The organism is Marilutibacter chinensis (assembly GCF_021725675.1).
Taxonomy (GTDB): domain Bacteria; phylum Pseudomonadota; class Gammaproteobacteria; order Xanthomonadales; family Xanthomonadaceae; genus Marilutibacter; species Marilutibacter chinensis.
On the sequence record NZ_JAKJPO010000023.1, the window covers coordinates 13,562 to 37,291 of the forward strand.

A 23,730-nucleotide genomic window follows, 5' to 3' on the forward strand; every position below is an offset into this window, starting at 1 on the left:
CGATTCGCCCGTCACGCAAGGGGGTGTGGCAGCGCGACGACGGCGGGGCCGTTGGTTTGCGAAGCAGACCCGGGGGAATCCCGGACGCAGCCCGGGATCGCGGCTCACACCGCTCCTATGGGTGTCGCGGTGCGGGATGCGAAGCCAATGTGCCGGACCGGAAGTCGACGCCATCGCCCCGGGCGCCGATACTCTGCCCCCTCCGGCTTCGTTCAGGCAGGTGTCGCCAAGCTTGCCTGAACGGATCGCAACCCCCTCCCCCGACGCGAGCGCATGACGAACGACAATCCCATCGTCCGCCTGGAAGGCGTCCGCCTGGATCGCGGCGGTCGCACCGTGCTGCGCGACATCAGCCTGGACGTGCCGCAGGGCCGGGTCGTCGCCGTGCTCGGCCCGTCCGGCAGCGGCAAGTCGACCCTGCTGGCCGCGCTGACCGGCGAGCTGCCGGCCGCCGCCGGCACCGTCGAGGTGTTCGGCAGGCCGATCCCGGACCGTCGTCGCGAGTTGCTGGAGCTGCGCAAGGGCATCGGGGTGATGCTGCAGGGCAATGGCCTGCTGACCGACCTGACCGCGGCCGAGAACGTCGCCCTGCCGCTGCGCACCCACACCACGCTGCCGAAGCCGGTGATCGACCGGCTGGTACGGATGAAGCTGCACGCGGTCGGCCTGCGCGCGGCCGCCGACGCGTTCCCGCGCGAGCTGTCCGGCGGCATGGCGCGACGGGTCGCGCTGGCGCGTGCGCTCGCGCTCGACCCGCCGCTGATGATCTACGACGAACCACTGACCGGGCTGGACCCGATCGCCAGCGGCGTGGTGATGGCCCTGGTCCGGCGCCTCAACGACACCCTCGGGCTGACCAGCATCGTGGTCACCCACCACGTCCACGAGACCCTTCCGGTCGCCGACCACGCGATCGTGATCGCCAACGGCGGCATCGTGTTCTCCGGAAGCCCGGACGCGCTGGAAACCAGCGCCGATCCGCTGGTACGGCAGTTCCTGCGCGGCGAACCGGACGGGCCGATTCCGTTCGACAGCCCCGGCGGCTTCGGCGCCGCCCCACGTCCTGCCGAGGAGACCGCCTGATGGCCTTCGTCGAAGCCACCCGCGCGGTCGGGCGCGCCGGCCTGTTCTCGCTGTCGGTGCTGCGCGCGTCGAAGCCGACCGCCGACTTCTGGCGCGAGCTGGTCCGCGAGATCTACAAGATCGGCGCCCGCTCGCTGCCGATCATCGCGGTCGGCGGTGCCTTTGTCGGCCTGTCGGTGACCCTGCTCGGCTACCGCGCGCTGGACACCTACGGCGCCGCCAACCAGGTCAGCGCGATGCTCGGCCTGGGCCTGTACCGCGAACTCGGCCCGGTGCTGACCGCGCTGCTGTTCATCGGACGCGCCGGCAGCTCGATCGCCGCCGAGCTGGGCCTGATGCGCGCCACCGACCAGATCACCGCGCTCGGGCTGATGGCGATCGACCCGGTCGGCAAGGCGGTCGCGCCGCGGTTCTGGGCGGCGGTACTGTGCGTGCCGCTGCTGACCGCGTTCTTCTGCAGCCTCGCGATCAGCGCCAGCTACTTCGAGGCGGTGCACGTGATCGGCATCGACGCGGGGGTGTTCTGGCAGGTGCTGAAGGACAGCGTCGACTTCGGCAAGGACTTCGCGATGGCCTTCGCCAAGGCGGCGGTGTTCGGCGCGGTCGCGGCGCTGGTCGCGGCCTTCGTCGGCTACCACGCCGAACCGACCATCGAGGGCACCTCGGTCGCGACCACCCGAGCGGTGGTCAATGCCTCGCTGCTGGTGCTGATGTTCAACTTCGTCATGACCGCGCTGCTGTTCAAATGACTCGCATCCAAGGTGAAATGAAATGAGCGCTCGCGCCCCCCGCATCGAATTCGCCGTCGGCGCCTTCCTGCTGCTGGCCCTGGCCTCGCTGCTGGTGCTGGCGATCGCCTCGACCAACGGCAGCTTCGGCTTCGGCGGCAGCACCTACGAGGTGACCGCGCGCTTCAGCAACCTCGGCCCGCTGCGGCCGAACGCGCCGGTCAAGATCGGCGGCGTGGCGATCGGCAAGGTCGCGCGGATCGGGCTGGACCCGGTCAAGCTCGACTCGGTGGTGACGCTGGCGATCGACAGCCGCTACGACGACCTGCCGGCCGACACCAGCGCCGCGATCCTGACCAGCGGCCTGCTCGGCGAGAGCTATGTCGGTCTCAAGCCCGGCGGCGACCCGGACCCGCTCAAGGACGGCGACGAGATATTCCTGACCCAGTCCTCGGTCGACATCATCGAACTGGTCGGCAAGTACATGTTCAGCGGCGGTGCCGACAATGCGGGCGGTAACGCCGATGCCCCGGCGGCCGGCGAGGCGCCCGCCGGCGACAACGCCGACGATGCGCTGCCCGACTACCTGAAGTGACCGCCTTCCCTCTACAGCACTCTCCCGCAAGGAGCTGCCCATGATCCGCAAGACCTTCCGCTTCGCCGCCCTGCCCCTGTCGGTCGCGCTGCTGGCCGCCACCGGCCTGCAGGCACCGGTCGCGCATGCGCAGACGGCCGCCGCGAGCCCGGCCCCGGCGGCGACGCCGAGCAAGCTCGTCCTCGACAACAGCACCCGCATCCTCAACACGCTGGAAGCGCGCCGCGCCGAGTTCACCGCCGACCGCGGCAAGCTGCGTGCGTTCATGGCCGGCGAGTTCAACGCGATCTTCGACCGCGACTACGCCGCCCGGCTGGTGCTCGGCACCCATGGCCGCGGCGCGTCGGACGCCGACGTCAAGCTGTTCGCCGATGCGCTGGCCGAGAGCCTGATGCAGCGTTACGGCGCATCCCTGCTCGACCTCAACGCGCGCCTGCAGGTGCGGGTGAAGTCGGAGACCCCGATCCGCGGCGGCGCGATCGTCAAGGTCTCCAGCGAGTACCTGCGCCAGGGCGGCGAGCCGGTGCCGGTCGATTACCTGATGCGCCAGAGCGGCGGCAAGTGGAAGGTGTTCGACGTGATGGTCGAAGGCGTCAGCTTCGTGCAGACCTTCCGCAACCAGTTCGACACGCCGCTGCGGCAGAAGTCGATCGCCCAGGTCGCCGCCGAGCTGAAGGCCGGCAGCCTGCAGGCCACCGCCGAGTGAACGCAGCCGCGCCCGCGGCCGTCGCCGCGGTCCGCCGCGACGGCGACGCGCTGGTGTTCGAAGGCGCGCTGGTGCGTGCGAGCTGCGCGGCGCTGTGGTCGCAGCTGAAACCGCTGCTGGCCGGCGCGCGCCGGATCGAGCTGGCCGCGGTAAACGCGATCGACAGCGCCGGCCTGGCCCTGCTCGCGGAAGTCGCCGGACGCGACGGCATCGGCGCCGTCGCCGGCAACCCGCCGGGCCTGTCCGAGCTGCGCGCCGCGTACCGGCTGGACGCGGAACTGGATTACGCCGGCTGAGCATTCGCGAGGGCGCGGCGGTCGCCATCGCGGACGCCCGGTCTGCCTTCGGCGGATTGCCGGACGACACGCCCCGGCGCGGCCCTGGAACACCGGGAGGTCCCGGCAGGCGTGACGGTGATGGCCTCGTCGGGATGGATCCCGGATCCGGCGCCGGTAGCCGCGACCCGTTCGTGCCGGCGGCAGCCGGGCGAACGCAAGGCCGCTGCCATGCGCAAGCGCGGCATGGCGCAGGAATGCGTCGGATCAAGGCGCGCAGGACGTGTGCACTCCGACGAACCGTGCGTTTCGACAAACTGATAACCTGAACGAAGTGTTCCGGTCGCCAACGCAGGATCGCGTGGCCGGCTCCCCCCCGACCCGGATCTACACTGCCCCCATGCGCTCTCCCCCCCATGCCCGCGGGCCCCGGCCCGCTTCCGTGCTTCTCCCGTTGGTCCTGCTGACGATGGCCGTACCGGCCACGGCCCAGGTCATCACCCGTCCGCTGTCGGCCGGACAGCAGGCCCGCTACGAGCGCTGCATGGCCGCCGCCGACAACGCGCCGTCGGCGTTCCAGCGCTGTCTGAACGAGGCCACCGACGACGCGCCGGCATCGCCCACGGCACCTGCGGAAGCGCCGCCGGCCGACACGACGGCGGTCGATCCGGCAGCCGCCGACGCGCAGGTCGAGCCGCGACCCGACGAACAGCCGCCCGGCGACGACGCCGTGCCGCCCGGACCGCAGCCGATCGGCGCGCCGCCCGCCGAAGCAATGTCGGCCGCGCCGCAGACCGGGCCCGAGGCGGTCGAACCGGCCGCGCTGCCGCCCGCCGACGCGTCGGCCCAGGCACAACCCGACTACGAGCAGGAATACCAGGCGATCTACGGCGATCCGTACGACCCGGTCGCCGATCCGAGCCTGCCGGAGCCGGCACAGCTGCCGACCAGCTACGACCCGTGGGAGCGCTACAACCGCCCGATGCACCGCTTCAACAACGCGGTCGACCGCACCGTCGCCAGGCCGCTCGCGCGCGGCTACGTCAAGGTGGTGCCGCGGCCGCTGCGGCTGGGCGTCAGCAACTTCTTCAACAATCTCGGCCAGCCGGTGTCCGCGATCAACGCGCTGCTGCAGGGCAAGCCCAAGCAGGCGGGGCAGTCGCTGGGCCGCTTCCTGCTCAACAGCACGCTCGGCATCGGCGGCATCTTCGACCCCGCCAGCGACGCCAAGCTGCCCAACCGCAGCGAGGACTTCGGCCAGACCCTCGGCGTCTGGGGCTGGAAGCGCTCGCGCTACGTCGAACTGCCGTTCTTCGGCCCGCGCACCCTGCGCGACAGCCTCGGCATGGCCGGCGACGCGCCGCTGAGCCCGCTGCGCCAGGTCGAGGCCGACCGCGTGCGGATTCCGCTGCAGGGCCTGCAACTGGTCGACGTGCGCGCGCAGCTGCTGGCCACCGACAGCCTGCGCGAAGGCGCCGAGGACGACTACACCCTCGTCCGCGATGCCTGGCTGCAGCGCCGCCAGTACCAGATCTTCGGCGACCGCCTGCTGGAAGAGGACGAATCGCTGCCGGACTACCTGCGCGAGGAATACAACCCGACCGTGCCGATCGACGCGATGCCGGTGCTGCCGCCGGACGCGGGCGGCGGCTGAGCTTCCTCCGCCCCGGCCATGTCATCATTGCGCCCGGCCCGGCTGATAAGGTAGCGGGGACCGGGCGCTCACGCGGGCGGGCCGACGAGCCCGACACCCTCATCCGGCGCAACCACCGGATGCCCGTCGCCCAGGAATGCCCTTTCACTGACAAGGAGTTTGCCGATGTCGCTCGTCTTCCGCCTGACCCGCCCCATTGCCCTCGCCGCTCTGGCCGTCGCCACGGTCGCCTGCTCATCGATGGCATCTTCCGATGCCGAGCCGGTGCCGCCGACCACGCTGCGCGGCGAGTACGTCTACAGCGACGGTGCGCATGTGATGCATCCCTGCGGCAATGCCTCGATGCTGTGGGTGGTCGGCGACGAGGATCTGCTGGAACCGCTGCGGACCCGCTCGGCGGCGCGTTCCAAGGCGTTGGGCAAGCCGGACCAGAGCGTGTACGTCGAGCTCACCGGTACGCTGGAGCCGAGCACGATGGCCGGCTACGGGAACACCCTGCAGGTGACCACGGCGACGCTGCTGGGCGACCAGGCGCCGGCGACCTGCCCGTCGTCGCTGCCGTCGGCAGGCTGAGTCTCCGCCGGTTTCAGGCGTCGGCCTCGTCGACGCCTTCGTCGTCCACGTCCGCGCCGGTGCCGAGCAGGCGCCGGCTGTCGTCGATCGGCAACGCTTCCACGTCGCGCAGCTTGCGGGTCAGCACGCGCGTGCGGCGGTCGGTGTCGTCGATCTTGCGGCTGGCTTCGTCGAGTTTCTTCTTCACCGCGCCGAGCGCGTCGCCGAACTTGCCGAACTCGGTCTTGACCGCGCCCAGGGTCTGCCACACCTCGCTGGAGCGCTTCTCGATCGCCAGCGTGCGGAAGCCCATCTGGAAGCTGGTCATCAGCGCCAGCAGGGTGGTCGGGCCGGCCACCGCGATGCGCAGGTCGCGCTGCAGGCCGTCGACCAGGCCCGGGCGCCGCAGCACCTCGGCATAGAGTCCTTCGGTGGGCAGGAACAGGATCGCGAACTCGGTGGTGTGCGGCGCCGCGACGTACTTTTCGCGGATGCGCGCCGCCTCCAGCTTGACCCGCCGCTCGAGCGCGTCGCCGGCCAGCCGCGCGGCATCGGCATCGGCGCGCTCCTGCGCGTCGAGCAGGCGCTCGTAGTCCTCGCGCGGGAACTTGGCGTCGATCGGCAGCCACACCGGCGCTTCGCCGTTGGAACCCGGGAAGCGCACCGCGAACTCGACCCGCTCGCCGCTGCCGGGCACGGTGGCGACGTTGGCCGCGTACTGGTCGGGCGCGAACACCTGCTCCAGCAGCGCCGCCAGCTGCACCTCGCCGAACACGCCGCGTGACTTGACGTTGCCGAGCACACGCTTGAGGTCGCCGACCCCGGTCGCCAGCTGCTGCATCTCGCCCAGCCCGCGCTGGACCTGCTCCAGCCGCTCGGACACCAGCTTGAACGAGGCGCCGAGGCGGGTTTCCAGCGTGCTCTGCAGTTTCTCGTCGACGGTCGCGCGCATCTGTTCGAGCCGGGCCGCGTTGTCGGCCTGCAGCTTCTGCAGCTGCTGCTCCAGCGTCGCCCGCATCTCGCCGATGCGCTGTTCGTTGCGCTGGGTCAGTTCGGACAGGCGCTGGCCGAGACCTTCGGCGAACTGCTGCTGGCGGGTGGCCAGCTCCAGCCGCGACTTGTGGGCGTCGTCGTTGAGCGCGGTACGCAGCTCGTCCAGGCGCTGGTCGGTGCGGTCGCGGAAGTCGGCCAGGCTGCGCCCGAACCCGTCGATACGGGCATCCTGCTGCCTGGACAGGCCGTCGAGCTGCTGGCGAAGCTCGCCGCGCCCTTCGCGCTGCTCCGCGCGCAAGGCCTGCTCGAGCTGCTCGCGCAGGGCGCCGAACGCGGCCTCCGGCCGGCGCAGCAGCAGGACCACCAGCAGGCCGATGGCGACCAGCACCGCCAGCAGCAGGATCAGGACGAGTACTTGGATGTCGGGCATGCGGCCAGTGTAGCCGGCGGCGTCTCGGGCATTGAGACCGGGGGATGTGATCGTCGCGGCGCCGGCGTATCGTCTGCACGGCGATCCGCACCCCAGCCAGCGAGGAAATGCGATGACGATGCACAAGGGCAGCTGCCATTGCGGCAAGGTGACCTACGAGGTCGAAGGCGAGGTCGACGGCGGCCTGGCCTGCAACTGCTCGATCTGCCAGCGCAAGGGCGCGCTGCTGTGGTTCGTGCCGCGCGAGGCGCTGCGGATCACCGCCGGCGAGGACGCGCTGACCACCTACACCTTCAACAGGCACGTGATCCGCCACCAGTTCTGCGCGACCTGCGGGATGCACCCGTTCGGGCTCGGCACCGATCCCAAGGGCAACGAGATGGCGGCGATCAACCTGCGCTGCATCGAGGACATCGACCTGGCCGCGGTGCCGGTGCAGACCTTCGACGGCCGCGCGCTGTAGCGGCTCGGCCGTCGACGGGGCGACATTGCGGCTGGAAGCCCGCGGCGCCTGCCGGACGACCCGCGACCAGGCCGGAACGGCGCTGCCGCCCGTCCACTGCCGCCACGGCCACTGGCATCGACGCAGGACGGGGTAGTGGATTCGCGCTGGCGATGGCTGCCCCCCGCGCCCGGGCTGGCGCAGGGCGCGGCGCGGTGTTCGGGGGGCGCGGCAGGAAGACCGGCTCGATTCCCGTGCCGTCCGCCGGACGCGCTCGCGAACGCCGCGGGCGTCGCAACTCCGCGGAGCGGCGCGAGCCGCGACGGCTTTTCGCGACGTCCGGGGCGCGGCTTGCGCCGCTCCGGCAAGCGGAGTCTGCGAGATCCGGACCGGGGCCCGGCTCAGTCGGCGAGGAACGCGATCAGGCCCTTGCGCCGTGAGGGCTTCAGCGCGCGGAAGCACGCCAGCAGGGCGATCTCGTCGGAATTGCGGGCGACGCCTGCCTGGTAGGCGTCGCCCGGCTCACCGACCCGGGCGCTGCCGGCGCCGTCGATCAGGTAGTCCAGGGTCAGGCCGTGCTCGGCGAGCAGCCGGCGGATCTCGGCCAGGTTCTCCAGCCGCGGCTGGGCGCGTCCGCTTTCCCATTTGGAAATGGTCGCCTTGGACACGTTCAGTTCGAAGCCGATCTGCTCCTGCGACCAGCCCCGGGCATCCCGAAAACGTTTGAGACGGGCGCCGAAATGCTCCATGGCCGGCATTCTCGGCGGATCGGAAACACCTGTCGTTTCCTGTTGTTGACAATCGATGTTTCCTATTGGAAACTCGCCGTGGGCGTCATGCAGGCGCCGCAGGGACGACAGGAAGTGCACGTGCGACGGACACCGTGGTCGTCCGGCACGCTCCCGGGGATCGGCCGCTTCCGCGGCCGTCGGAGCCATGCCGGGGTGCCAGGTCCGTCGAGTTCCAGGTCAGCCGCCCCCGCGAAATCCTGCTGAACGCCCAGGCCCGGACCGCCGGTCCGGGCCGTCAACCGCACGACTGCGCAAGGCCGGTGACCACGTGAAGACGCATGGCAACGGCCGGAGCAGAAACTGCCGGAAGGCTGCCGGAGACCTTTCGGGTCCGGGGCGCCGGGACTGCGCCGCTTCTCGCCGATGGCAGAGGCACGCCTCCCCCGGCGCCGTCAACGAGAACAAAAAAGGATTTTGTACGGCCATGAACAATCAACGCGTTTCAGCCACGCTCTTCACGGCACTTGCCTTCACCGGCATCGCCCTCGCCGCCGGCGACGCCGCCGCCAGTGGCGTCATCGTCTGCAACAACTGCAACTCGGTCGCGCAGGCGGCGAAGCAGGGCGGCGACGGCCTGGTGATCGTCACCGACTTCCCGAACAAGAAGATCTGGGGCTTCAGGAACGAGTACGACCGCGAGACCGGGCAGTTCTTTCCGCGTCCGGTGTCGATTCCCGCCTCGATCGTCGACAGCCACAACAACACGATGACGATGACCGATCCGGCCAAGGCCCAGATCACGATCCGGCAGAACGACCCGGGCAGCAATGCCTTCCCGTTCCCGGCCGGCTTCGAGGGCTGGAACGCCCATCACATCGCGACCGACACCAACATGCGCGGGCAGTTCGCACATGCGCTGGCCGCCCACTACACCGGCGCGACCACCAGTTCGAATCTGTGGAACAACCTGACGGTATCGCTCAAATCGCTGGCGCTGGGCTGGCTGGGCACGACGGGACGCTTCGAATTCGTGACCGTCACCGTCTTCTGGTCGGACGGCAGCAGGACGGTGATGACGATCGACAAGGACGACGTCACCACGATGGACTACGTGCCGGGGCAGAGCTTCGACAGCGAGGGCAACCGGATTCCGGACTACAGCATCGGCCGGGGCAGCGGCGACGAGTATGTCGGCAATTACCAGTTCAGCAACGAAGACGGGCTGAACGAATGGCTGTACGCGGCCAGCCAGTATGGGATCCCGATCACCGGCACCCGCAGCAAGCGGATGAGCTGCAGTTGGGACGGCCGCACCCTGAGCTGTCACTACTACTGAGCATCGCCGGTCCCGGCATCGGCGGCGGGGCGCGGCCCACGGTACCGTCGCGGCCGTCCGCCGATGCCGTTCTGCCGGGTGGTGTGCGCGGGCGTTCCCGAAGGCGCCCGGGCCCGTCAGCCGTTCCCCTCAAGGTCCGTACCCGCCCCGGCCGCCACCGGGAGCGGGAGCGTGCGTGGCGTCCAGGTACCGGACCGGTACCGCGGCAATGCCGAGCCACGGGCCACTGCGGAGATGCGCGCGCAGCCGCCCACGAGGGCTGTGCGTGCTGCCCGCAGGGCGGGGAAACAGATGACGGCGCCTAGTCCACCACCCGGCAGAACACCGCCTTCAGGTAGCGCGACTCCGGCACGCTGGCGAGGAACGGGTGATCGGGGCCGGCGCCGGCGACCTTCAGCACCTGCACGGTGCGGCCGGCGTAGAACGCCGCGCGGCGCAGCATGTCGAGGAACTGCTCCTCGCTGACCAGGCCGGTGCAGGAGAAGGTCGCGAACAGGCCGCCGGGCCTGACCACGCCCAGCGCCAGCTTGTTCATGTCGAGGTACTTCTTCAGCGCCGGGATCACCTGGTCGCGGTCGCGGGTCATCTTGGCCGGGTCGAGGACGACCACGTCGAAGGCCTCGCCGTTGTTGGCCGCATCGCGCAGCCACGGGAAGATGTCGGCCTGGACGAAGCGCGGGCGCACGCCGCCTGCAAAGGGCGCATTGAGCTTCGCGTTGCCCTTGGCGATCTCGATCACGTCGGCGTCGATGTCGATGCCGACCACTTCGCTCGCGCCGCGCGCCGCCGCGTACACCGCGAAACCGCCGGTGTTGCAGCACAGGTCGAGCACGCGCTTGCCCTGTACCCGGTGCGACAGCCATTCGCGGTTCTCGCGCTGGTCGGCGAAGAACCCCGTCTTGTGCGCACCGGCCGGGTCGGCGCGGAAGCGGATGCCGTGCTCGGTGATGATCGCCGGCTCGGTGCCCTGGGTGTCGCGGTAGTCGAAGCTCTCCTGCTTCTGCACGTGCTCGTCGGCGAAGCTGTGGAAGCGGCAGCCGGGGAACTGCGCGCGCAGCGCGTCGAAGATCTCGCTGCGGTGACGCCAGGCACCGGCGCTGAAGAAGCCGACCACGATCAGATCGTCATAACGGTCCACGACCAGCCCGGAGATGCCGTCGCCCTCGCTGTGGAACACGCGCCAGGCATTGGACACATCGTCCAGCCGCAGCACCTCGCGGCGCAGCGCGACCGCCTCGGCGATCCTGTGCGCGAACCAGCCGGCATCGATTGCCACGTCCGGGTCGGTTTCGAGAATGCGCAGCGCGATCCGCGAATGGCCGTTGTAGAAGCCGCGGCCGATCCATTCGCCGTCCACGCCGACCACGTCGACGATGCTGCCGGGTTTGGGCCGCTGCGCGGGCTTCTCGACCAGGCGCTGGAAGATCCACGGGTGGCTGGATTTCCAGGCGTTCTTGAGGCGGACGGTGGGGATCGGTGCGTTCATCGCGACATTTTAATGCCGGTCATGCGCTTCGCGCCGCACGATCCGGAATCGATCTGAATACGTTTGCAGCCGGCCATTGTGCACCTGCACCCGGTGCGATAGTCGCCGGCATGCGAGCGGCGCGGGGCATCTTCGGGAGGGGAACCATGCGGAACGTGCGGGATTGGATGCGCGATCGGGGCCGGGCACCCCACCGGCTGTGGCTGGCGGCATTGTTGTTGCTGGCCTCGCTGCCCGCGCAGGCGGCGATCGATGCGAACACGCTCGGCGCGCGCCATGACGCCGGTGGCGACACCATCACCTTCCGCGTGCATTCCTCGCGCGCCACCCGCATCGAGGTCTGGCTCTACAAGACCGCCGCCGGCGCGCAGGAGAAGGTGCGCTACGTGCTGAGCAAGGACAGCGCGACCAACGTGTGGTCGAAGACGGTGTCGGTGTCGACGCTGCAGAACAGCTACGGCATCACCGGCACGGTCTACTACGGCTACCGCGCGTGGGGCCCGAACTGGCCCTACAGCAGCACCTGGACGAAGGGCTCCGGCACCGGCTTCATCAGCGACGTCGACGCCTCCGGCAACCGCTTCAATCCGAACAAGCTGCTGATCGACCCGTACGCGCGCGAGATCAGCCACGATCCGATCAGCCCCGCCTGCGCCGACGGCACCCTGTACGCCAGTGGCGCCGCGCACCGCCACAAGGACAGCGCCGCCTGCGCGCCCAAGGGCATCGTGCTCGCCGACGACACCACCTCGACCGGCAGCAAGCCGACCCGCGCGTTCCGCGACGAGGTGATCTACGAGGTCCACCTGCGCGGGCTGACGATGAACGACACCGCGCTGCCGGCTGCAATCCGCGGCACCTATGCCGGCGCGGCGCAGAAGGCGGGGTATCTGGCGGACCTCGGCATCACCGCGGTCGAGTTCCTGCCGCTGCAGGAGACCCAGAACGACCAGAACGACACCGATCCGGCCTCGGCCGACGGCGACAACTACTGGGGCTACATGACCCTGAACTGGTTCGCGCCGGACCGCCGCTATTCCTCCGACAAGTCCGCCGGTGGACCGACCCGCGAATTCAAGGCGATGGTCAAGGCCTTCCACGATGCCGGGATCAAGGTCTACGTCGACGCGGTCTACAACCACACCGGCGAGGGCGGGCCGTGGGGCGGCAGCGACGGCCTGACCGTCTACAACATCCTGTCCTGGCGCGGCCTCGACAACCCGACGTACTACTCGCTGACGGCGGACCGCCAGTACCCGTGGGACAACACCGGCGTCGGCGGCAACTACAACACCCGCCATCCCGTCGCCCAGGACCTGATCGTCGACTCGCTGGCGTACTGGCGCGACGAGCTGGGCGTGGACGGCTTCCGCTTCGACCTCGCCTCGGTGCTCGGCAACACCTGCCAGCACGGCTGTTTCGACTTCGACAAGATGGATGCCGGCAATGCGCTCAACCGCATCGTCGCCGAGCTCTCGCCGCGGCCCGACAATGGCGGCGCCGGCATCGACCTGATCGCCGAGCCGTGGGCGATCGGCGGCAACAGCTACCAGGTGGGCGGGTTCCCGTGGAAGTGGGCGGAATGGAACGGCATCTACCGCGACCAGGTCCGCAAGAAGCAGAACAAGCTGGGCAGCGCGACGGTCACCACCGGCACCCTGGCGACGCGCTTTGCTGGTTCCTCGGACCTGTACGGCGACGACGGCCGCCAGCCCTGGCATTCGGTCAACTTCCTCGTCGCCCACGACGGCTTCACCCTCAACGACCTGTACGCCTACAACGAGAAGGACAACGACCAGCCCTGGCCCTATGGCCCGTCCGACGGCGGCGAGGACCACAACAACAGCTGGGACCAGGGCGGCGATCCGGTCGCGCAGCGCCAGGCCGCGCGCACCGGGCTGGCGCTGCTGATGCTCAGCGCCGGCGTGCCGATGATCACCGGCGGCGATGAGGCGTTGCGCACCCAGTTCGGCAACAACAACCCGTACAACCTCGATTCGCCGGCCAACTGGCTGTACTGGACCCGCGACAGCCACGAGGCGAACCACGAGACCTTCACCCGCCGCCTGCTCGCGTTCCGCAATGCGCACCCGGCGCTGCGTCCGGCGCAGTTCTATTCCGGCGCCGACAACAACGGCAACGTGATGGAGCAGCTGCGCTGGTTCAAACCCGACGGCCAACAGGCCGATGGCGCCTATTTCAGCAATGCCAGCAATCACGCGATCGCGTGGCGCATCGACGGCAGCGAGTTCGGCGACCCGGCCAGCGCGATCTACGTCGCCTACAACGGCTGGTCCGGCCTGGTGAACTTCACCCTGCCCTGGCCCGGCAACGGCAGGAGCTGGTACCGGGTCACCGATACCGCGGCGTGGAACGAGGGCCCGGACGCGGTGCGCCTGCCGGGCGCCGAGGACCCCATCGGCGGCGAATGGACGGTCTACGGGCTGCAGGGGCGCTCGCTGCTGGTGCTGATCACGCGCTGATTACCTGTCCAGCGTCTCGCAATCCGCTCGTCATCCTGGCGAAAGCCGGGATCCGGGTTTGACTTGTCGAGACAGGATCTTGCCCCATGACGAAAGGCTGGAGCCCGGCTTTCGCCGGGGCGACGAACCGGTGGCGGAACGCGCCCGACCGTCCCGGTCGCGGAACACAGCTGTCCGCATCGACGCCGCCGGCGGCGGCTTGCATTTGCCGCCGATGGCTGCCATCTGTTCCGCATGCACCTGCCGACCGACGCCGACATCCCCGACACCGAGGCCCAGCGCCAGGCCGACAAGCGCCGCTGGCTGCGCGCGTTCAACGTCAGCCTCGCCTTCGTCGGCGTGCTGACCGCGGTGTTCCTCGCCCAGCCGCACTTCGACGTCGGCCGCTGGACCGTGAACCCGGGCGACTGGGCCGGCCTGCTCGGCGTGCTGGCCGCGCCGCTGCTGCACGGCTCGTTCGAGCACCTGGCCGCGAACGCGATCGCGCTGTTGATGCTCGGCACCCTCGCAGGCGGCATGTACCCGAAGGCGACCCTGCGTGCGCTGCCGCTGATCTGGATCGGCTCCGGGCTCGGCGCCTGGCTGCTCGGCAGCCCCGGCAGCCATCACCTCGGTGCCAGCGGCCTGACCCACGGGCTGATGTTCATGGTGTTCCTGCTCGGCCTGCTGCGCCGCGACCGGCCGGCGGTGGCCGCATCGATGGCGGCGTTCCTGTTCTACGGCGGCATGCTGCTGACGGTGCTCCCGCGCGAGCCGGGGGTGTCGTGGCAGGCGCACCTGGGCGGCGCGCTCGGCGGCGTGGCCGCGGCCTGGCTGTTCAGCAGGCTCGATCCGCAACCGCCGCGCAAGCGCTACAGCTGGGAGGACGAGGACGAGCTCGACTCCGTCGCCGACCGCCACGAGCTGGAGCCCGGATCGCCGCGCGACGTGCCGGTAATCTGGCGACGCGAGGAGCGCGACGACACCGGCACCGTGCTGCCGTTCCGCCGGCGCGAGCGCTGATCCGGCGACGCGGATCGCTCCGCATCGCGACCGCCGTCGCGGAACATCCGGGACCGCCGGCATGTTGACGCGGGCCGGCGGCTTGGGCATGGTGCCGGCGCCCAATGACGGGCAGACACCGAATCAAGGATCATCCCAGATGAACAAGACCCTGGCCTTCTCGATCGCCATGCCCTTCGCTCTGGCCCTGGGCGGCTTCAGCAGTGCCGCGATGGCCGCCGACGGCGCCGGCATGTTCGTGCGTGCCGAAGCCGGCAACAGCGACATCGAGGTCGATGGCGCCGACGGCAGCGATACCGCGTTCAGCCTGCGCGGCGGCTACTACTTCAACAGCACCATCGCGATCGAAGGCTTCTACAGCAACCTCGGCGAGGATTCCGACGACGGCGTGTCGGCCGAGATCGACGGCTTCGGCCTGGGCGTCACCGGCAAGCGCAACTTCATCGACCCGCATCACGGCTTCTACATCTCCGGCCGTGCGGGCGTGATCCGCGCCACCACCGACGTCTCCGTCAGCGGCGTGGGCAGCGCCGACGACTCCTCCACCGAGCCCTATTTCGGCGTCGGCATCGGCTACGACTTCAGCCCGACCTTCGGCATGGGCCTGAACTACGACTTCATCAAGGCCGAGGCGTTCGACGTCGATGTCGACGTGCGCACCCTGACCCTGGGCGTCGAAGCACGCTTCTGATCGACGCTTCGAGCGATGCCCCGACGGCCGCCTCCGGGCGGCCGTTCTGTTTGGAAGCCACGGAAATGCCCTTTCCCCTGACACTTCGCCGCTGGGTGGAGGGTCGGGGGTGAGCGGTTTCGGATTCCGGGTTTCCGGGTTTCCGGCCGTTGCCCCGGGTTCCCCGAGGACAAAGGCACTCGCGCCTGCGTCGCTCGCTGCGACACGGCGGCACGACTTGAACCGCATCGACGCCGCGGCCAGACTGTGGCGCGATCCTCGACCGCGTCGAGCAGGGGGCCCATGCCATGACCCGGTACACCGAAAGCCGCGATTCCGGGCACCGCAACTGGTGGCAGCGCAACTGGAAGTGGGTGGTGCCGCTCGGTGGCATCGCGATGCTGGCGCTGTTCGCGGCGGCGATCTTCGGTTTCGTCTCGCTGCTGTCGGGAATGATGCGCTCCTCCGAGCCCTACCGACACGCATTGGCGGAAACGCGGGCCTCGGCCGAGGTCGTGGCCGCGCTGGGCGAGCCGATCGAGCCGGGCTTCATGCCGACGGGCAACATCAACATCAGCAACGACGAGGGCAAAGCCGACCTGGCGATCGGCGTCGAGGGCCCGAAAGGCGAGGCGACCGTCTACGTCGAGGCGACCCGCAAGCGCAAGCGCTGGAGCTACCGGACCCTGGTGGTCGCGCTGGCGGATCGTGAGATCGACCTGCTCGCCGGCGACGCGGGCGGCGGCCGGCCCGATGACGGCGATGAGGGGAGCGCAGAAGATGACGTAGACGCGGCCGCGGCTGCCCCACGCGACACCGCGATCCGCAAGTCCGGCGCGGCCAAGCCGCTCGACGGCGACTGACGCGCGGCAGCCGCGCTATTCGCGCGCGACCAGCTTCAACCCGCGCGGCGTCAGCGCGCGTTCGATCAGCTCGAACAGGCCCTGCACCGCGAGCGCGAGCAGGGCGGCCGGCACCGCGCCCTCCAGGATCAGGCCGATGTCGTCGAGGCGGATGCCGGTCAGGATCGGCTGGCCGTAACCGCCGGCGCCGATCAGCGCGCCGAGCGTGGCGGTGCCGACGTTGATCACCGCGGCGGTCTTGATGCCGGCCAGGATCGTGCGCAGCGCCAGCGGCAGTTCGATCCGCCACAACCGCGTCCGCGGCGGCAGGCCCAGCGCCGCGGCGGTCTCGCGCAGCTCGCGCGGAATTCCGGTGATGCCGGCATGGGTGTTGCGCACGATCGGCAGCAGGCTGTACAGGAACAGCGCGGCGATCGCCGGACCGGCGCCGATCCCGAACAGCGGGATCATGAACACGAACACCGCCAGCGAGGGCAGGGTCTGCAGCAGGCCGGTCAACGACAGCACGAACTGGCCGAAGCGCGGCCGGCGCGCGGCCAGCACGCCCAGCGGCAGCGCCGCCAGCAGTGCCAGCGCCAGCGACACGCCGACCAGGCCGAGGTGCTCGAGCGTACGCCGCGCGATCCGCGTCGCCCGGCCGCCCGCACGCGGCGCCTCGACACCGAGCCAGTCGGCGGCAACCGCCGCTTCGCTTTCGCGCCCCAGCTTCACCCGCGCGTTGAGCCTGCGCATCGTCGCCGCGTCGATCCGCCCGGCCAGCGCCTCCAGGCTCGCGCTCCAGTCCGGCGCGCGCGCGTCGAGATCGGCGCGGTACAGGTACACCGCGCGATAGGCGGGGAAGAAGCGGCGGTCGTCCTCGAGCACGACCAGGTCGTAGTAGTCGATCTCCGCGTCGGTGCTGTACAGGTCGGTGACGTCGATCGCGCCGCTCTGCAATCCGCGGTAGGCGAGGTCGTGATCCAGTCCATTGGCCCGCTGCGGCAGCCCGTAGGCCGCGCTCAGTCCGGGCCAGCCGTCCGCGCGCTGCATGAACTCGTTGCTCAGGCCGATCTTCAGGCCCGGGTGCGCGGCCAGGTCGGAGATCGAGTCGATCCCCAGCGCCAACGCGCGGTCGGCGCGCATGCCCAGCGCATAGGTGTTGTCGAAGCCGAGCGGCGCGGTCATCGCCAGTCCGCGCGCGGCCAGCGCCTCGCGCAGGGCGTCCTCGCCGGCGCCGGGCATCTGCAGCAGCTCCTGGGCGAGGGTGCCGGTGTACTCGGGGTAGGCATCGATGCTGCCGTTCTCCAGCGCGCGCCAGAGGATGCGGGTGCCGCCGAGCTGGCGGCGGTGCTCGATCGCGCGGCCCTGCGCACGGCCGGCACCGGCGCCGATCTCGGCCAGGATCACCGACTCGGTGAAGTTCTTGCTGCCGATCCTCAGCGACTCGGCCGCCAGCGCCGGCGCAGTGGCGGCGAGCGTCGCCAGCAGCGCGGACAGCAGGTATCGCCCGGCGCGCGTCACAGGCATTCGTCCAGGCTGCGCTGCGCGTGCAGGAACTCGCGCACGAACGGTTCGGCCGGCGCATCGTGCAGCGCGCGCGCACTGCCCTGCTGGACGATCCGCCCGCGCCGCAGCAGCACCAGGGTGTCGGCGAGGAACGCAGCCTCGGCGACGTCGTGGGTCACCATCACCACGGTCTTGTGCAGGGCCGCGAACAACTCGCGCATCTGCGCCTGCAGCTCGTGGCGGATGATCGGGTCCAGCGCGCCCAGCGGCTCGTCCAGCAACAGCACCGCCGGGTCGAGCATCAACGCGCGCACCAGCCCGACCCGCTGGCGCTGGCCGCCGGACAGCTCGGCCGGATAGCGCCGCAACGCATCGATCGGCAGCCGGCACAGCTGCGCCAGTTCGCCCAGACGGGCGTCGATCCGCGCGCGAGGCCAGCCGAGGGTACGCGCCAGCAGCGCGGCGTTGTCGGCCGCGCTCATGTGCGGGAACAGTCCGCCCTCCTGGATCACGTAGCCGATACGCCGCCGCTGCTCGGGCAGGCGCGCGCGCTGCAGCGGTTCGCCGTCGAAGCGCACCTCGCCGGCGTCCGGCCATTCCAGCCCGATCAGCATCCGCAGCACGGTCGACTTGCCGGCGCCGCTCGGGCCGATCAGCGCGGTGGTACGGCCGCGCGCGATCGACAGGTCGACGCCGTCGAGCGCGGTGGTCGCTGCGTACTGCTTGCGGACGCCGGCCAGTTCGAACATCGGCGCAGCTTAGCAGGCGGTCGGAAGGACACCTCCAAGCCGGCGGGCGGCGCACGCGTGCGGACGACCGGACCGCCTGCAGCGGCACGGCCGGTGAAGCACGCCCGTGCTCCCGCTGCATGCGGGACGACGCAATGGCGGCTGCGACACCGGTCCCGCGGCCCTGTAAAGTCCGGGTTCCAAGGGGGCCGCGATGAATCACGAATCGACCGACGCCGCACTCGACGGCGGCAATCTCTACGCACCGCCGCAGGCCGACCTGGCCGAACCGGTGGCCGATGCGCGCGGCGACGAGTTCTATGTCGTCGCCAAGAGCAAGTTCCTGCTGCTGTTCTTCGTGACGTTCGGTCTCTACCAGCTGTACTGGTTCTACCGGCACTGGGCGCTCTACCGGCGTTTCCGCAATGTGTCGCTGTGGCCGGTGCCGCGGGCGATCTTCGCGATCTTCTTCACCCACGCGCTGGCCGGCGAGATCGACGACCGCCTGAACAGATCGCGGCAGACATACGCCTGGTCGCCCGGCACCCTGGCCACCGCCTTCGTGGTGATGGAGATCGTCGGCAGGATCTGCGACAGGCTGTCGTCGTACGGGATCGACAACCCGTACGCGGACTGGGCGTCGTTCGGATTGATGTTCCCGATCGGCTACGTGCTGTGGCGGATCCAGGACGCCGCCAATCACGCCTGCGGCCAGCCCGACGGCGACTCCAACCGCCGCATCACCTGGGCCAATGGCATCTGGCTCGTGCTCGGCGCGCTGTTCTGGCTGCTGGTGCTGGCGATGCTGGTGGTGCCCGAGCGCTTTGCGGTGGACGTCGCTTTGCCGGCGGGCTGATCCCCATGCGCGTCCGCACCCGCTTCGTCCTGCCCGTCCTGCTGATGCTGGCCGTCGCCGTCACCGGCTGCCAGCGCGAAACCGCATCGCCAACCACCCCACCCGAGCGCGAGCCCTACGACGCCAGCGCCGGCGCCGATGCGCGGCGGATCGAGGCCGACGTGCGCTTCCTCGCCGACGACCTGCTGGAAGGGCGGGAGGCCGGCACCCGCGGTTACGACCTGGCCGCGCTGTACGTGGCCCAGCGGATGCGCGCGACCGGCCTGGCGCCGGCTGCCAGCGACGACCAGGGGCACCGGAGCTACTACCAGACCGTACCGATGCTGGCCGCCACGCGCGTGGCCGAAGGCGCGTCGCTGGTCGTGCATCGCGACGGCGGCGATGTCGCGCTGCGGTTCGCGAGCGAGTTCCTGCCCGACGTCGACTTCAATGCCGCCGAGGCGCGCGTCACCGCACCGATGGTGTTCGTCGGCCAGGGCGTGCATGCACCGGCGCTGGGCCACGACGACTTCGCCGGGCTCGACGTGCGCGGCAAGGTCGCGGTGCTGTTCAACGGCGCACCGGCTGCGTTCGACACCGACCGCCGCGCGTTCCACGCGTCCAACCGCGAGAAGCTGCGCGAACTGGCCGCACGCGGCGCGGTCGGCGCGATCTTCGTCGCCACCGACGCCGAGGAGGCGCGCAGCCCGTGGGCGCATCGCGCCGAGAACTGGCAGCGCCCGGGGATGCGGCTGCGCGGCGAGGACGGCATCGCCCTCGACACCTTCCCGCAGCTGCAGGTGGTCGCCCGGGTCTCCGCGGCCGCCGCACCGCGGCTGCTCGATGCCGGCGGCCACAGCGCGCGCCAGCTGTTCGCCGACCTCGACGCCGGCCGGCTGCGCGGCTTCGACCTGCCCGGCACGGCGACCCTGGCGTCGCGCTCCCGGATCGAACCGGTGGAATCGCGCAACGTCGTCGGCATCCTGCCCGGCAGCGACCCGGCGCTGGCCGCCGAGCACGTGGTGTTCAGCGCCCACCTCGACCACATCGGCATCGGCGCCGCGGTCGATGGCGACGCGATCTACAACGGCGCGCTCGACAACGCGCTGGGCGTCGCGATCATGCTGGAGGCGGCGAAGCGGCTGGCGCAGTCGCCGCAGCCGCCGAAACGTTCGCTGCTGTTCGTCGCGGTCACCGCCGAGGAGAAGGGCCTGCTCGGCGCCGAATGGTTCGCCCGCCACCCGACCGTGGCCGGGCCGCTGGTCGCCAACGTCAACCTCGACATGCCGGTGCTGCTGGCGCCGACCACCGACGTCGTTCCGGTCGGCATCGAGCACTCCAGCCTGCAGCCGCTGGTCGAGGCCGCCGCGGCCGAGGTCGGCGTGGCGCTGTCGCCGGACCCGATCCCGGAAGAATCGATCTTCGTGCGCAGCGACCAGTACGCCTTCATCCGCGCCGGCGTGCCGGCGATCTACCTGGTCGGCGGCTACCAGGGCCGCGACGGCGTCGACGCCAAGGCCGTCAACGGCGCCTTCCTGCGCGAGCACTACCACCGCCCCGGCGACGACGCCTCACAACCGATCCGCTACGACGATGCCGCGCGGCTGGCGCGACTGAATGCCGAGATCGGCCGGCGCATCGCCGATGCACCGGAGCGACCGCGCTGGAACGAGGGAGATTTCTTTGGGGAGATGTTCGGGCAGGGTGAGGCGCTGGACGGAAGTGATGCGCTGAGCGAAGACGGCAGGCCACCGGTGCAGGAAGCGCGCAACCCTTGACGTGACCTGGTGAGGCAGAAACCGATCATCAGACCTCCGGTTCATTCCGTATTTCCAGAACAGACCCGAGTACCAAGCGACGGGGATTTCCGTCCAGATAGCACCCCATCCATGGACTGATACTTCATAGCACCTTCGATTCGCCACAATCCACGCCATGATGACCCACTCAATGGCTCGCCCAAGCCATAGAAGTCGTTGATTCCGGGTAGGATTCTGCTGATTGACGCGACCCTGCAGCTGGTCAAGAATCGGATATCACCCCGTTTTCGGGGTCTACTAGTAAGTTAGAGATCATTAGGAAAGTAGACATGAGCCCAGAGATAACAGCAGGCCTGTTCGGCATTCTCGGCGTCCTGATTGGCGGACTAGTCACTTGGTGGCTGCAGAAGGATCGATCGTCTACTGATTTTAGAATTGCGCTTGAGGCAATCAAGACCGAGCACATGGCTGAGACAGCAGCCAAGCATTTCCTCAGCCATCAGGGATACACCGACCGCTCATTTGAGCTCATCAGCAAACGTCTCGGCGGTTTTGAGGAGAACGAGCTGAGGAGAGTATTGGTCCGCGCTGGTGCAATTCGCTACATTCGCAAAGATGGCACGGAGTTCTGGCGCCTGCTTTCCAGAGAGCCTGAGGCAATCGCCAAGGCCAGAGCCAAGAGCGAGTCGATTGAGTCTTCCGATGATGACCTCTAACAATTCATTCAAGCCGAAGCCGCTTCGCGGCTCGGCTTAATTCAGGCGTTAGGCCCATGTTGAAGATTTCGACACTTCTGGCACTTCTCCTTGTAGCACCTCAAGCCTTCGCTGCTGAGGAGCCGGACTGTGACCCGATAGATGAGGCGATTCGCTTCAGCGGGCCCGACCTGTCCCTAGCCGAGCTGGAGCAAATTGGCTTGGCTCGTGCCAAGACAAACCCTGCGGCGCCACAGATCCCGTGGGCATATGGTAATAACAATTGGCTCCAGCTTAAGTCCATGTACCGCCCGGGCGACCAGATTCGGGCGTACGAGCAACTGTGGCGCCCTAGCGGTAAGCCTTTCGCTTGGGGCTATGCTCTGATTCGGGGTCAATGCGTGCTGGGCGTACTCGCAACCCGCGTGTCATAGGCCTAACAATTCGTTCAAGCCGAACCCGCTTCGGATTAGCTTGCACCCGGGTGGTTCCGCGTTAACATTGGCTTCGGAACCGGCCCGTAGCGGGTCGGCTTAACTCTGGCGTTAGGTGCCTCATGGAGCCATCTCAATGACCAAGGAAGAAGCTGAAAGCCTAAGTATCGCTCTCTTGCAGATTGTGAGCAGGCTAGATCAAAGCGCCGCATTCGTTCAGGACAAAGACAACAAGGCGAGCTGGGACAAGTACCAACACGCTGTTGGCCGTGCCATGGCGGCAGTATCTTTGGACTTGGCGGAGCCACTTTGGGCGCGCTTCCCGGAACTTCGTCCAGAGCAGCTTGGCGGCCCTTACAAAGTTGATCTGGGCATTTATGAGCCGCGCTTCTATGATCCAGACTGAAGCGCCTAACAATTCGTTCAAGCCGAACCCGCTTCGGATTACCTTGTGCCCGGGTGGTTCCGCGTTAACATCGGCTTCGGAACCGACCCGGGGCGGGTCGGCTTAACTCTGGCGTTAGGCGGTGCTGCATCAAGTATCCGGTTCGCCGATGTGGCTTCGGCCAGCGCTCCCGCAATCGTCCCGGGCCGGCTCAGATACTTTGGCCGTGATCGGGTCGCAGCTATCGGTCGCAAGCCGTTCCGCTCTGCCGGATCGATGGTCAGGGCGATTGACTTTGCTCTCATTGCCCGTCGCTTTGGTCACATGGCGCCGCAAGCTTCCCCGGGCAAGCCCCGGTCGCTGCGCTCAAGCTTCCAGTTCCGGTAGAGTTCGCCGTGGCGGCGGTGAGTGCCCGGTCGTGGATACATCTCGGGCAGTCACCGCCTAACAATTCGTTCAAGCCGAAAACCAATCGCTACGCGATTGTTTTCGGCTTAACTCAGGTGTTAGGCCCGCACCCAATGGCATCGCAGTTCAAACAGACACTTATCAGCACATCTGTCGTTGGAGCAGTTCTTGGCCTATTGCCAGCAGCCCTTCTGATTCTCTTCTCTGTGTTTGATGCGGGCGACGACGACGGTCCGGCGTTTGTTGTGCGGTTTGATTCTTCGTTTCAAGGCTATGCGCTAATGGTGTTTGTCGGGTCTGTGGTGATTAGCACGGTGCTCTTTGGCTTGGTTCCGTGGCTGATTCATCAGACAATCGCCTACTTCGTGGCTCGCCGTCGGCGGGCCTAACAGTTCATTCAAGCCGAAGCCGCTTCGCGGCTCGGCTTAATTCAGGTGTTAGGCGCGATGGACAGTTCACAGTTGGTCAAAAACGGTAAGAGCCTCGTGGAGGCAATGGGCTTTTGGCCGTCGTTCCACGATGCCAATGTCATGGCGACATCCCGGGACGGTGATTCCTTCTCCGTTACAGTCCATCTTTTCACAATGACCGACCAAGTGGATTCAGCGGGCTACTACGTGCTGGAAAAGCATCACCTGGCAACAATCGTCATGCGCGGCGTAGCGAGCAACTCCTTGCCGTCCGATTACTCCGGTGACTGCTTGGATAGGATCTCGTTTCAGCGCATCGACGGCCACCTCCAGATCGACTTCTCGTCCCACATGGACCAAGACGGTACCGTTGTTTGCGCGGAGGCAGAGATCGCCAGCGTCATACCCTGCTCTTCCAAGGGTGCGGCACTCGCGCCTAACAATTCATTCAAGCCGAAGCCGCTTCGCGGCTCGGCTTAATTCAGCAACTGTCTTGTGAGCCCAGCTGTCAGGCAGTTAAGGCCCCTTCCGCACGCAGCTCGTCACGCCGTCTGGCATTGA

At 68.7% G+C, this 23,730-nt stretch carries 24 protein-coding genes; 19 read left to right on the forward strand and 5 right to left on the reverse strand.

The annotated features are described in order from the left end of the window. The first annotated feature begins 273 nt into the window (after positions 1 to 273). The 7 genes from L3V18_RS18745 (at position 274) to L3V18_RS18775 (ending at position 5,614) form a co-directional block, all read left to right on the forward strand. The gene (locus L3V18_RS18745) at positions 274 to 1,083 is read left to right on the forward strand and encodes an ABC transporter ATP-binding protein (RefSeq protein ID WP_237056947.1); all 810 of its coding nucleotides are present in this window, start codon (positions 274 to 276) and stop codon (positions 1,081 to 1,083) included. Continuing rightward, positions 1,083 to 1,832 (forward strand): MlaE family lipid ABC transporter permease subunit, encoded by a 750-nt coding sequence (locus L3V18_RS18750; protein WP_237056949.1) that lies wholly within the window; start codon positions 1,083 to 1,085, stop codon positions 1,830 to 1,832. Before L3V18_RS18745 ends, L3V18_RS18750 begins: the two co-directional genes overlap by 1 nt. 22 nt (positions 1,833 to 1,854) lie before the next feature. Beyond that, positions 1,855 to 2,406 (forward strand): outer membrane lipid asymmetry maintenance protein MlaD, encoded by a 552-nt coding sequence (gene mlaD / locus L3V18_RS18755; protein WP_237056950.1) that lies wholly within the window; start codon positions 1,855 to 1,857, stop codon positions 2,404 to 2,406. A gap of 40 nt (positions 2,407 to 2,446) precedes the next feature. Continuing rightward, positions 2,447 to 3,112 (forward strand): MlaC/ttg2D family ABC transporter substrate-binding protein, encoded by a 666-nt coding sequence (locus L3V18_RS18760; protein ID WP_237056952.1) that lies wholly within the window; start codon positions 2,447 to 2,449, stop codon positions 3,110 to 3,112. After that, on the forward strand, positions 3,109 to 3,408 hold the full coding sequence (locus tag L3V18_RS18765) for an STAS domain-containing protein (RefSeq protein WP_237056954.1): 300 nt from the start codon (positions 3,109 to 3,111) through the stop codon (positions 3,406 to 3,408). Before L3V18_RS18760 ends, L3V18_RS18765 begins: the two co-directional genes overlap by 4 nt. Before the next feature lie 448 nt (positions 3,409 to 3,856). Then, positions 3,857 to 5,041 carry an MlaA family lipoprotein gene (locus tag L3V18_RS18770; RefSeq protein WP_237056956.1) on the forward strand — a complete coding sequence of 395 codons (1,185 nt, stop codon included), beginning with the start codon at positions 3,857 to 3,859 and terminating at the stop codon, positions 5,039 to 5,041. Between the two features lie 165 nt (positions 5,042 to 5,206). After that, on the forward strand, positions 5,207 to 5,614 hold the full coding sequence (locus tag L3V18_RS18775; protein ID WP_237056958.1) for a hypothetical protein: 408 nt from the start codon (positions 5,207 to 5,209) through the stop codon (positions 5,612 to 5,614). Between the two features lie 13 nt (positions 5,615 to 5,627). On the opposite strand, the gene L3V18_RS18780 is transcribed toward L3V18_RS18775, so the two are convergent. Beyond that, on the reverse strand, positions 5,628 to 7,016 hold the full coding sequence (locus L3V18_RS18780) for a DNA recombination protein RmuC (RefSeq protein ID WP_237056959.1): 1,389 nt from the start codon (positions 7,014 to 7,016) through the stop codon (positions 5,628 to 5,630). Between the two features lie 112 nt (positions 7,017 to 7,128). Here L3V18_RS18780 and L3V18_RS18785 point away from each other — a divergent pair, with 112 nt between their 5' ends. Continuing rightward, on the forward strand, positions 7,129 to 7,479 hold the full coding sequence (locus L3V18_RS18785; protein ID WP_343226362.1) for a GFA family protein: 351 nt from the start codon (positions 7,129 to 7,131) through the stop codon (positions 7,477 to 7,479). A gap of 380 nt (positions 7,480 to 7,859) precedes the next feature. Here the strand turns inward: L3V18_RS18785 and L3V18_RS18790 are convergent, their stop codons facing one another. Further along, the gene (locus tag L3V18_RS18790) at positions 7,860 to 8,207 is read right to left on the reverse strand and encodes a helix-turn-helix domain-containing protein (protein ID WP_237056960.1); all 348 of its coding nucleotides are present in this window, start codon (positions 8,205 to 8,207) and stop codon (positions 7,860 to 7,862) included. A gap of 466 nt (positions 8,208 to 8,673) precedes the next feature. Here L3V18_RS18790 and L3V18_RS18795 point away from each other — a divergent pair, with 466 nt between their 5' ends. Then, positions 8,674 to 9,525 carry a hypothetical protein gene (locus tag L3V18_RS18795; protein ID WP_237056961.1) on the forward strand — a complete coding sequence of 284 codons (852 nt, stop codon included), beginning with the start codon at positions 8,674 to 8,676 and terminating at the stop codon, positions 9,523 to 9,525. Positions 9,526 to 9,826: 301 nt separating this feature from the next. Here L3V18_RS18795 and L3V18_RS18800 read toward each other — a convergent pair whose 3' ends face one another. After that, complete coding sequence (locus L3V18_RS18800; protein WP_237056962.1) at positions 9,827 to 11,011, reverse strand: class I SAM-dependent rRNA methyltransferase; 1,185 nt, start codon at positions 11,009 to 11,011, stop codon at positions 9,827 to 9,829. Positions 11,012 to 11,178: 167 nt separating this feature from the next. Between L3V18_RS18800 and L3V18_RS18805 the strand changes: the two genes are divergently transcribed. From L3V18_RS18805 to L3V18_RS18820, 4 genes are all read left to right on the forward strand, one after another. Continuing rightward, positions 11,179 to 13,494: a glycogen debranching protein gene (locus tag L3V18_RS18805; protein WP_237056963.1), complete on the forward strand. Its 2,316-nt coding sequence runs from the start codon at positions 11,179 to 11,181 to the stop codon at positions 13,492 to 13,494. Between the two features lie 234 nt (positions 13,495 to 13,728). Further along, positions 13,729 to 14,496: a rhomboid family intramembrane serine protease gene (locus L3V18_RS18810; RefSeq protein ID WP_237056964.1), complete on the forward strand. Its 768-nt coding sequence runs from the start codon at positions 13,729 to 13,731 to the stop codon at positions 14,494 to 14,496. A gap of 139 nt (positions 14,497 to 14,635) precedes the next feature. Beyond that, positions 14,636 to 15,187 (forward strand): porin family protein, encoded by a 552-nt coding sequence (locus L3V18_RS18815; protein ID WP_237056965.1) that lies wholly within the window; start codon positions 14,636 to 14,638, stop codon positions 15,185 to 15,187. A gap of 287 nt (positions 15,188 to 15,474) precedes the next feature. Further along, entirely contained in the window at positions 15,475 to 16,029 is a 555-nt protein-coding gene (locus L3V18_RS18820) for a cytochrome c oxidase assembly factor Coa1 family protein (RefSeq protein WP_237056966.1), read from the forward strand. 15 nt (positions 16,030 to 16,044) lie between these two features. Here the strand turns inward: L3V18_RS18820 and L3V18_RS18825 are convergent, their stop codons facing one another. Together L3V18_RS18825 and L3V18_RS18830 are read right to left on the reverse strand one after the other, a co-directional pair. After that, the gene (locus tag L3V18_RS18825) at positions 16,045 to 17,535 is read right to left on the reverse strand and encodes an ABC transporter permease/substrate-binding protein (protein ID WP_425493559.1); all 1,491 of its coding nucleotides are present in this window, start codon (positions 17,533 to 17,535) and stop codon (positions 16,045 to 16,047) included. Continuing rightward, positions 17,526 to 18,263 (reverse strand): ATP-binding cassette domain-containing protein, encoded by a 738-nt coding sequence (locus L3V18_RS18830; RefSeq protein WP_237056967.1) that lies wholly within the window; start codon positions 18,261 to 18,263, stop codon positions 17,526 to 17,528. The genes L3V18_RS18825 and L3V18_RS18830 overlap by 10 nt, the downstream gene beginning before the upstream one ends. A gap of 193 nt (positions 18,264 to 18,456) precedes the next feature. Here L3V18_RS18830 and L3V18_RS18835 point away from each other — a divergent pair, with 193 nt between their 5' ends. The 6 genes from L3V18_RS18835 to L3V18_RS18860 all read left to right on the forward strand — a co-directional run bounded on the left by L3V18_RS18835 (position 18,457) and on the right by L3V18_RS18860 (position 23,649). Beyond that, positions 18,457 to 19,098 carry a DUF4234 domain-containing protein gene (locus L3V18_RS18835; protein WP_237056968.1) on the forward strand — a complete coding sequence of 214 codons (642 nt, stop codon included), beginning with the start codon at positions 18,457 to 18,459 and terminating at the stop codon, positions 19,096 to 19,098. Positions 19,099 to 19,103: 5 nt separating this feature from the next. Beyond that, a complete protein-coding gene (locus L3V18_RS18840) occupies positions 19,104 to 20,855 on the forward strand; it encodes a M28 family metallopeptidase (RefSeq protein ID WP_237056969.1) in 1,752 nt (583 codons plus the stop codon). 311 nt (positions 20,856 to 21,166) lie between these two features. After that, positions 21,167 to 21,553, forward strand: a complete 387-nt coding sequence (locus L3V18_RS18845; protein WP_237056970.1) for a hypothetical protein — start codon at positions 21,167 to 21,169, stop codon at positions 21,551 to 21,553. A 549-nt stretch (positions 21,554 to 22,102) separates the two neighbouring features. Next, complete coding sequence (locus tag L3V18_RS18850) at positions 22,103 to 22,372, forward strand: hypothetical protein (RefSeq protein ID WP_237056972.1); 270 nt, start codon at positions 22,103 to 22,105, stop codon at positions 22,370 to 22,372. Positions 22,373 to 22,872: 500 nt separating this feature from the next. Continuing rightward, positions 22,873 to 23,148 carry a hypothetical protein gene (locus tag L3V18_RS18855; protein WP_237056974.1) on the forward strand — a complete coding sequence of 92 codons (276 nt, stop codon included), beginning with the start codon at positions 22,873 to 22,875 and terminating at the stop codon, positions 23,146 to 23,148. Between the two features lie 57 nt (positions 23,149 to 23,205). Next, entirely contained in the window at positions 23,206 to 23,649 is a 444-nt protein-coding gene (locus tag L3V18_RS18860) for an Imm50 family immunity protein (RefSeq protein ID WP_237056976.1), read from the forward strand. Positions 23,650 to 23,730: the final 81 nt, after the last annotated feature.

Bases quoted from the DNA above. Each gene is read 5' to 3' on its own strand.
- L3V18_RS18745 (WP_237056947.1), top strand. From the start codon at position 274: ATGACGAACGACAATCCCATCGTCCGCCTGGAAGGCGTCCGCCTGGAT.
- L3V18_RS18750 (WP_237056949.1), top strand. From the start codon at position 1,083: ATGGCCTTCGTCGAAGCCACCCGCGCGGTCGGGCGCGCCGGCCTGTTC.
- mlaD (WP_237056950.1), top strand. From the start codon at position 1,855: ATGAGCGCTCGCGCCCCCCGCATCGAATTCGCCGTCGGCGCCTTCCTG.
- L3V18_RS18760 (WP_237056952.1), top strand. From the start codon at position 2,447: ATGATCCGCAAGACCTTCCGCTTCGCCGCCCTGCCCCTGTCGGTCGCG.
- L3V18_RS18770 (WP_237056956.1), top strand. From the start codon at position 3,857: ATGGCCGTACCGGCCACGGCCCAGGTCATCACCCGTCCGCTGTCGGCC.
- L3V18_RS18775 (WP_237056958.1), top strand. From the start codon at position 5,207: ATGTCGCTCGTCTTCCGCCTGACCCGCCCCATTGCCCTCGCCGCTCTG.
- L3V18_RS18780 (WP_237056959.1), bottom strand. From the start codon at position 7,016: ATGCCCGACATCCAAGTACTCGTCCTGATCCTGCTGCTGGCGGTGCTG.
- L3V18_RS18785 (WP_343226362.1), top strand. From the start codon at position 7,129: ATGACGATGCACAAGGGCAGCTGCCATTGCGGCAAGGTGACCTACGAG.
- L3V18_RS18790 (WP_237056960.1), bottom strand. From the start codon at position 8,207: ATGGAGCATTTCGGCGCCCGTCTCAAACGTTTTCGGGATGCCCGGGGC.
- L3V18_RS18795 (WP_237056961.1), top strand. From the start codon at position 8,674: ATGAACAATCAACGCGTTTCAGCCACGCTCTTCACGGCACTTGCCTTC.
- L3V18_RS18800 (WP_237056962.1), bottom strand. From the start codon at position 11,011: ATGAACGCACCGATCCCCACCGTCCGCCTCAAGAACGCCTGGAAATCC.
- L3V18_RS18805 (WP_237056963.1), top strand. From the start codon at position 11,179: ATGCGCGATCGGGGCCGGGCACCCCACCGGCTGTGGCTGGCGGCATTG.
- L3V18_RS18810 (WP_237056964.1), top strand. From the start codon at position 13,729: ATGCACCTGCCGACCGACGCCGACATCCCCGACACCGAGGCCCAGCGC.
- L3V18_RS18815 (WP_237056965.1), top strand. From the start codon at position 14,636: ATGAACAAGACCCTGGCCTTCTCGATCGCCATGCCCTTCGCTCTGGCC.
- L3V18_RS18820 (WP_237056966.1), top strand. From the start codon at position 15,475: ATGACCCGGTACACCGAAAGCCGCGATTCCGGGCACCGCAACTGGTGG.
- L3V18_RS18825 (WP_425493559.1), bottom strand. From the start codon at position 17,535: ATGCCTGTGACGCGCGCCGGGCGATACCTGCTGTCCGCGCTGCTGGCG.
- L3V18_RS18830 (WP_237056967.1), bottom strand. From the start codon at position 18,263: ATGTTCGAACTGGCCGGCGTCCGCAAGCAGTACGCAGCGACCACCGCG.
- L3V18_RS18835 (WP_237056968.1), top strand. From the start codon at position 18,457: ATGAATCACGAATCGACCGACGCCGCACTCGACGGCGGCAATCTCTAC.
- L3V18_RS18840 (WP_237056969.1), top strand. From the start codon at position 19,104: ATGCGCGTCCGCACCCGCTTCGTCCTGCCCGTCCTGCTGATGCTGGCC.
- L3V18_RS18845 (WP_237056970.1), top strand. From the start codon at position 21,167: ATGAGCCCAGAGATAACAGCAGGCCTGTTCGGCATTCTCGGCGTCCTG.
- L3V18_RS18850 (WP_237056972.1), top strand. From the start codon at position 22,103: ATGACCAAGGAAGAAGCTGAAAGCCTAAGTATCGCTCTCTTGCAGATT.
- L3V18_RS18855 (WP_237056974.1), top strand. From the start codon at position 22,873: ATGGCATCGCAGTTCAAACAGACACTTATCAGCACATCTGTCGTTGGA.
- L3V18_RS18860 (WP_237056976.1), top strand. From the start codon at position 23,206: ATGGACAGTTCACAGTTGGTCAAAAACGGTAAGAGCCTCGTGGAGGCA.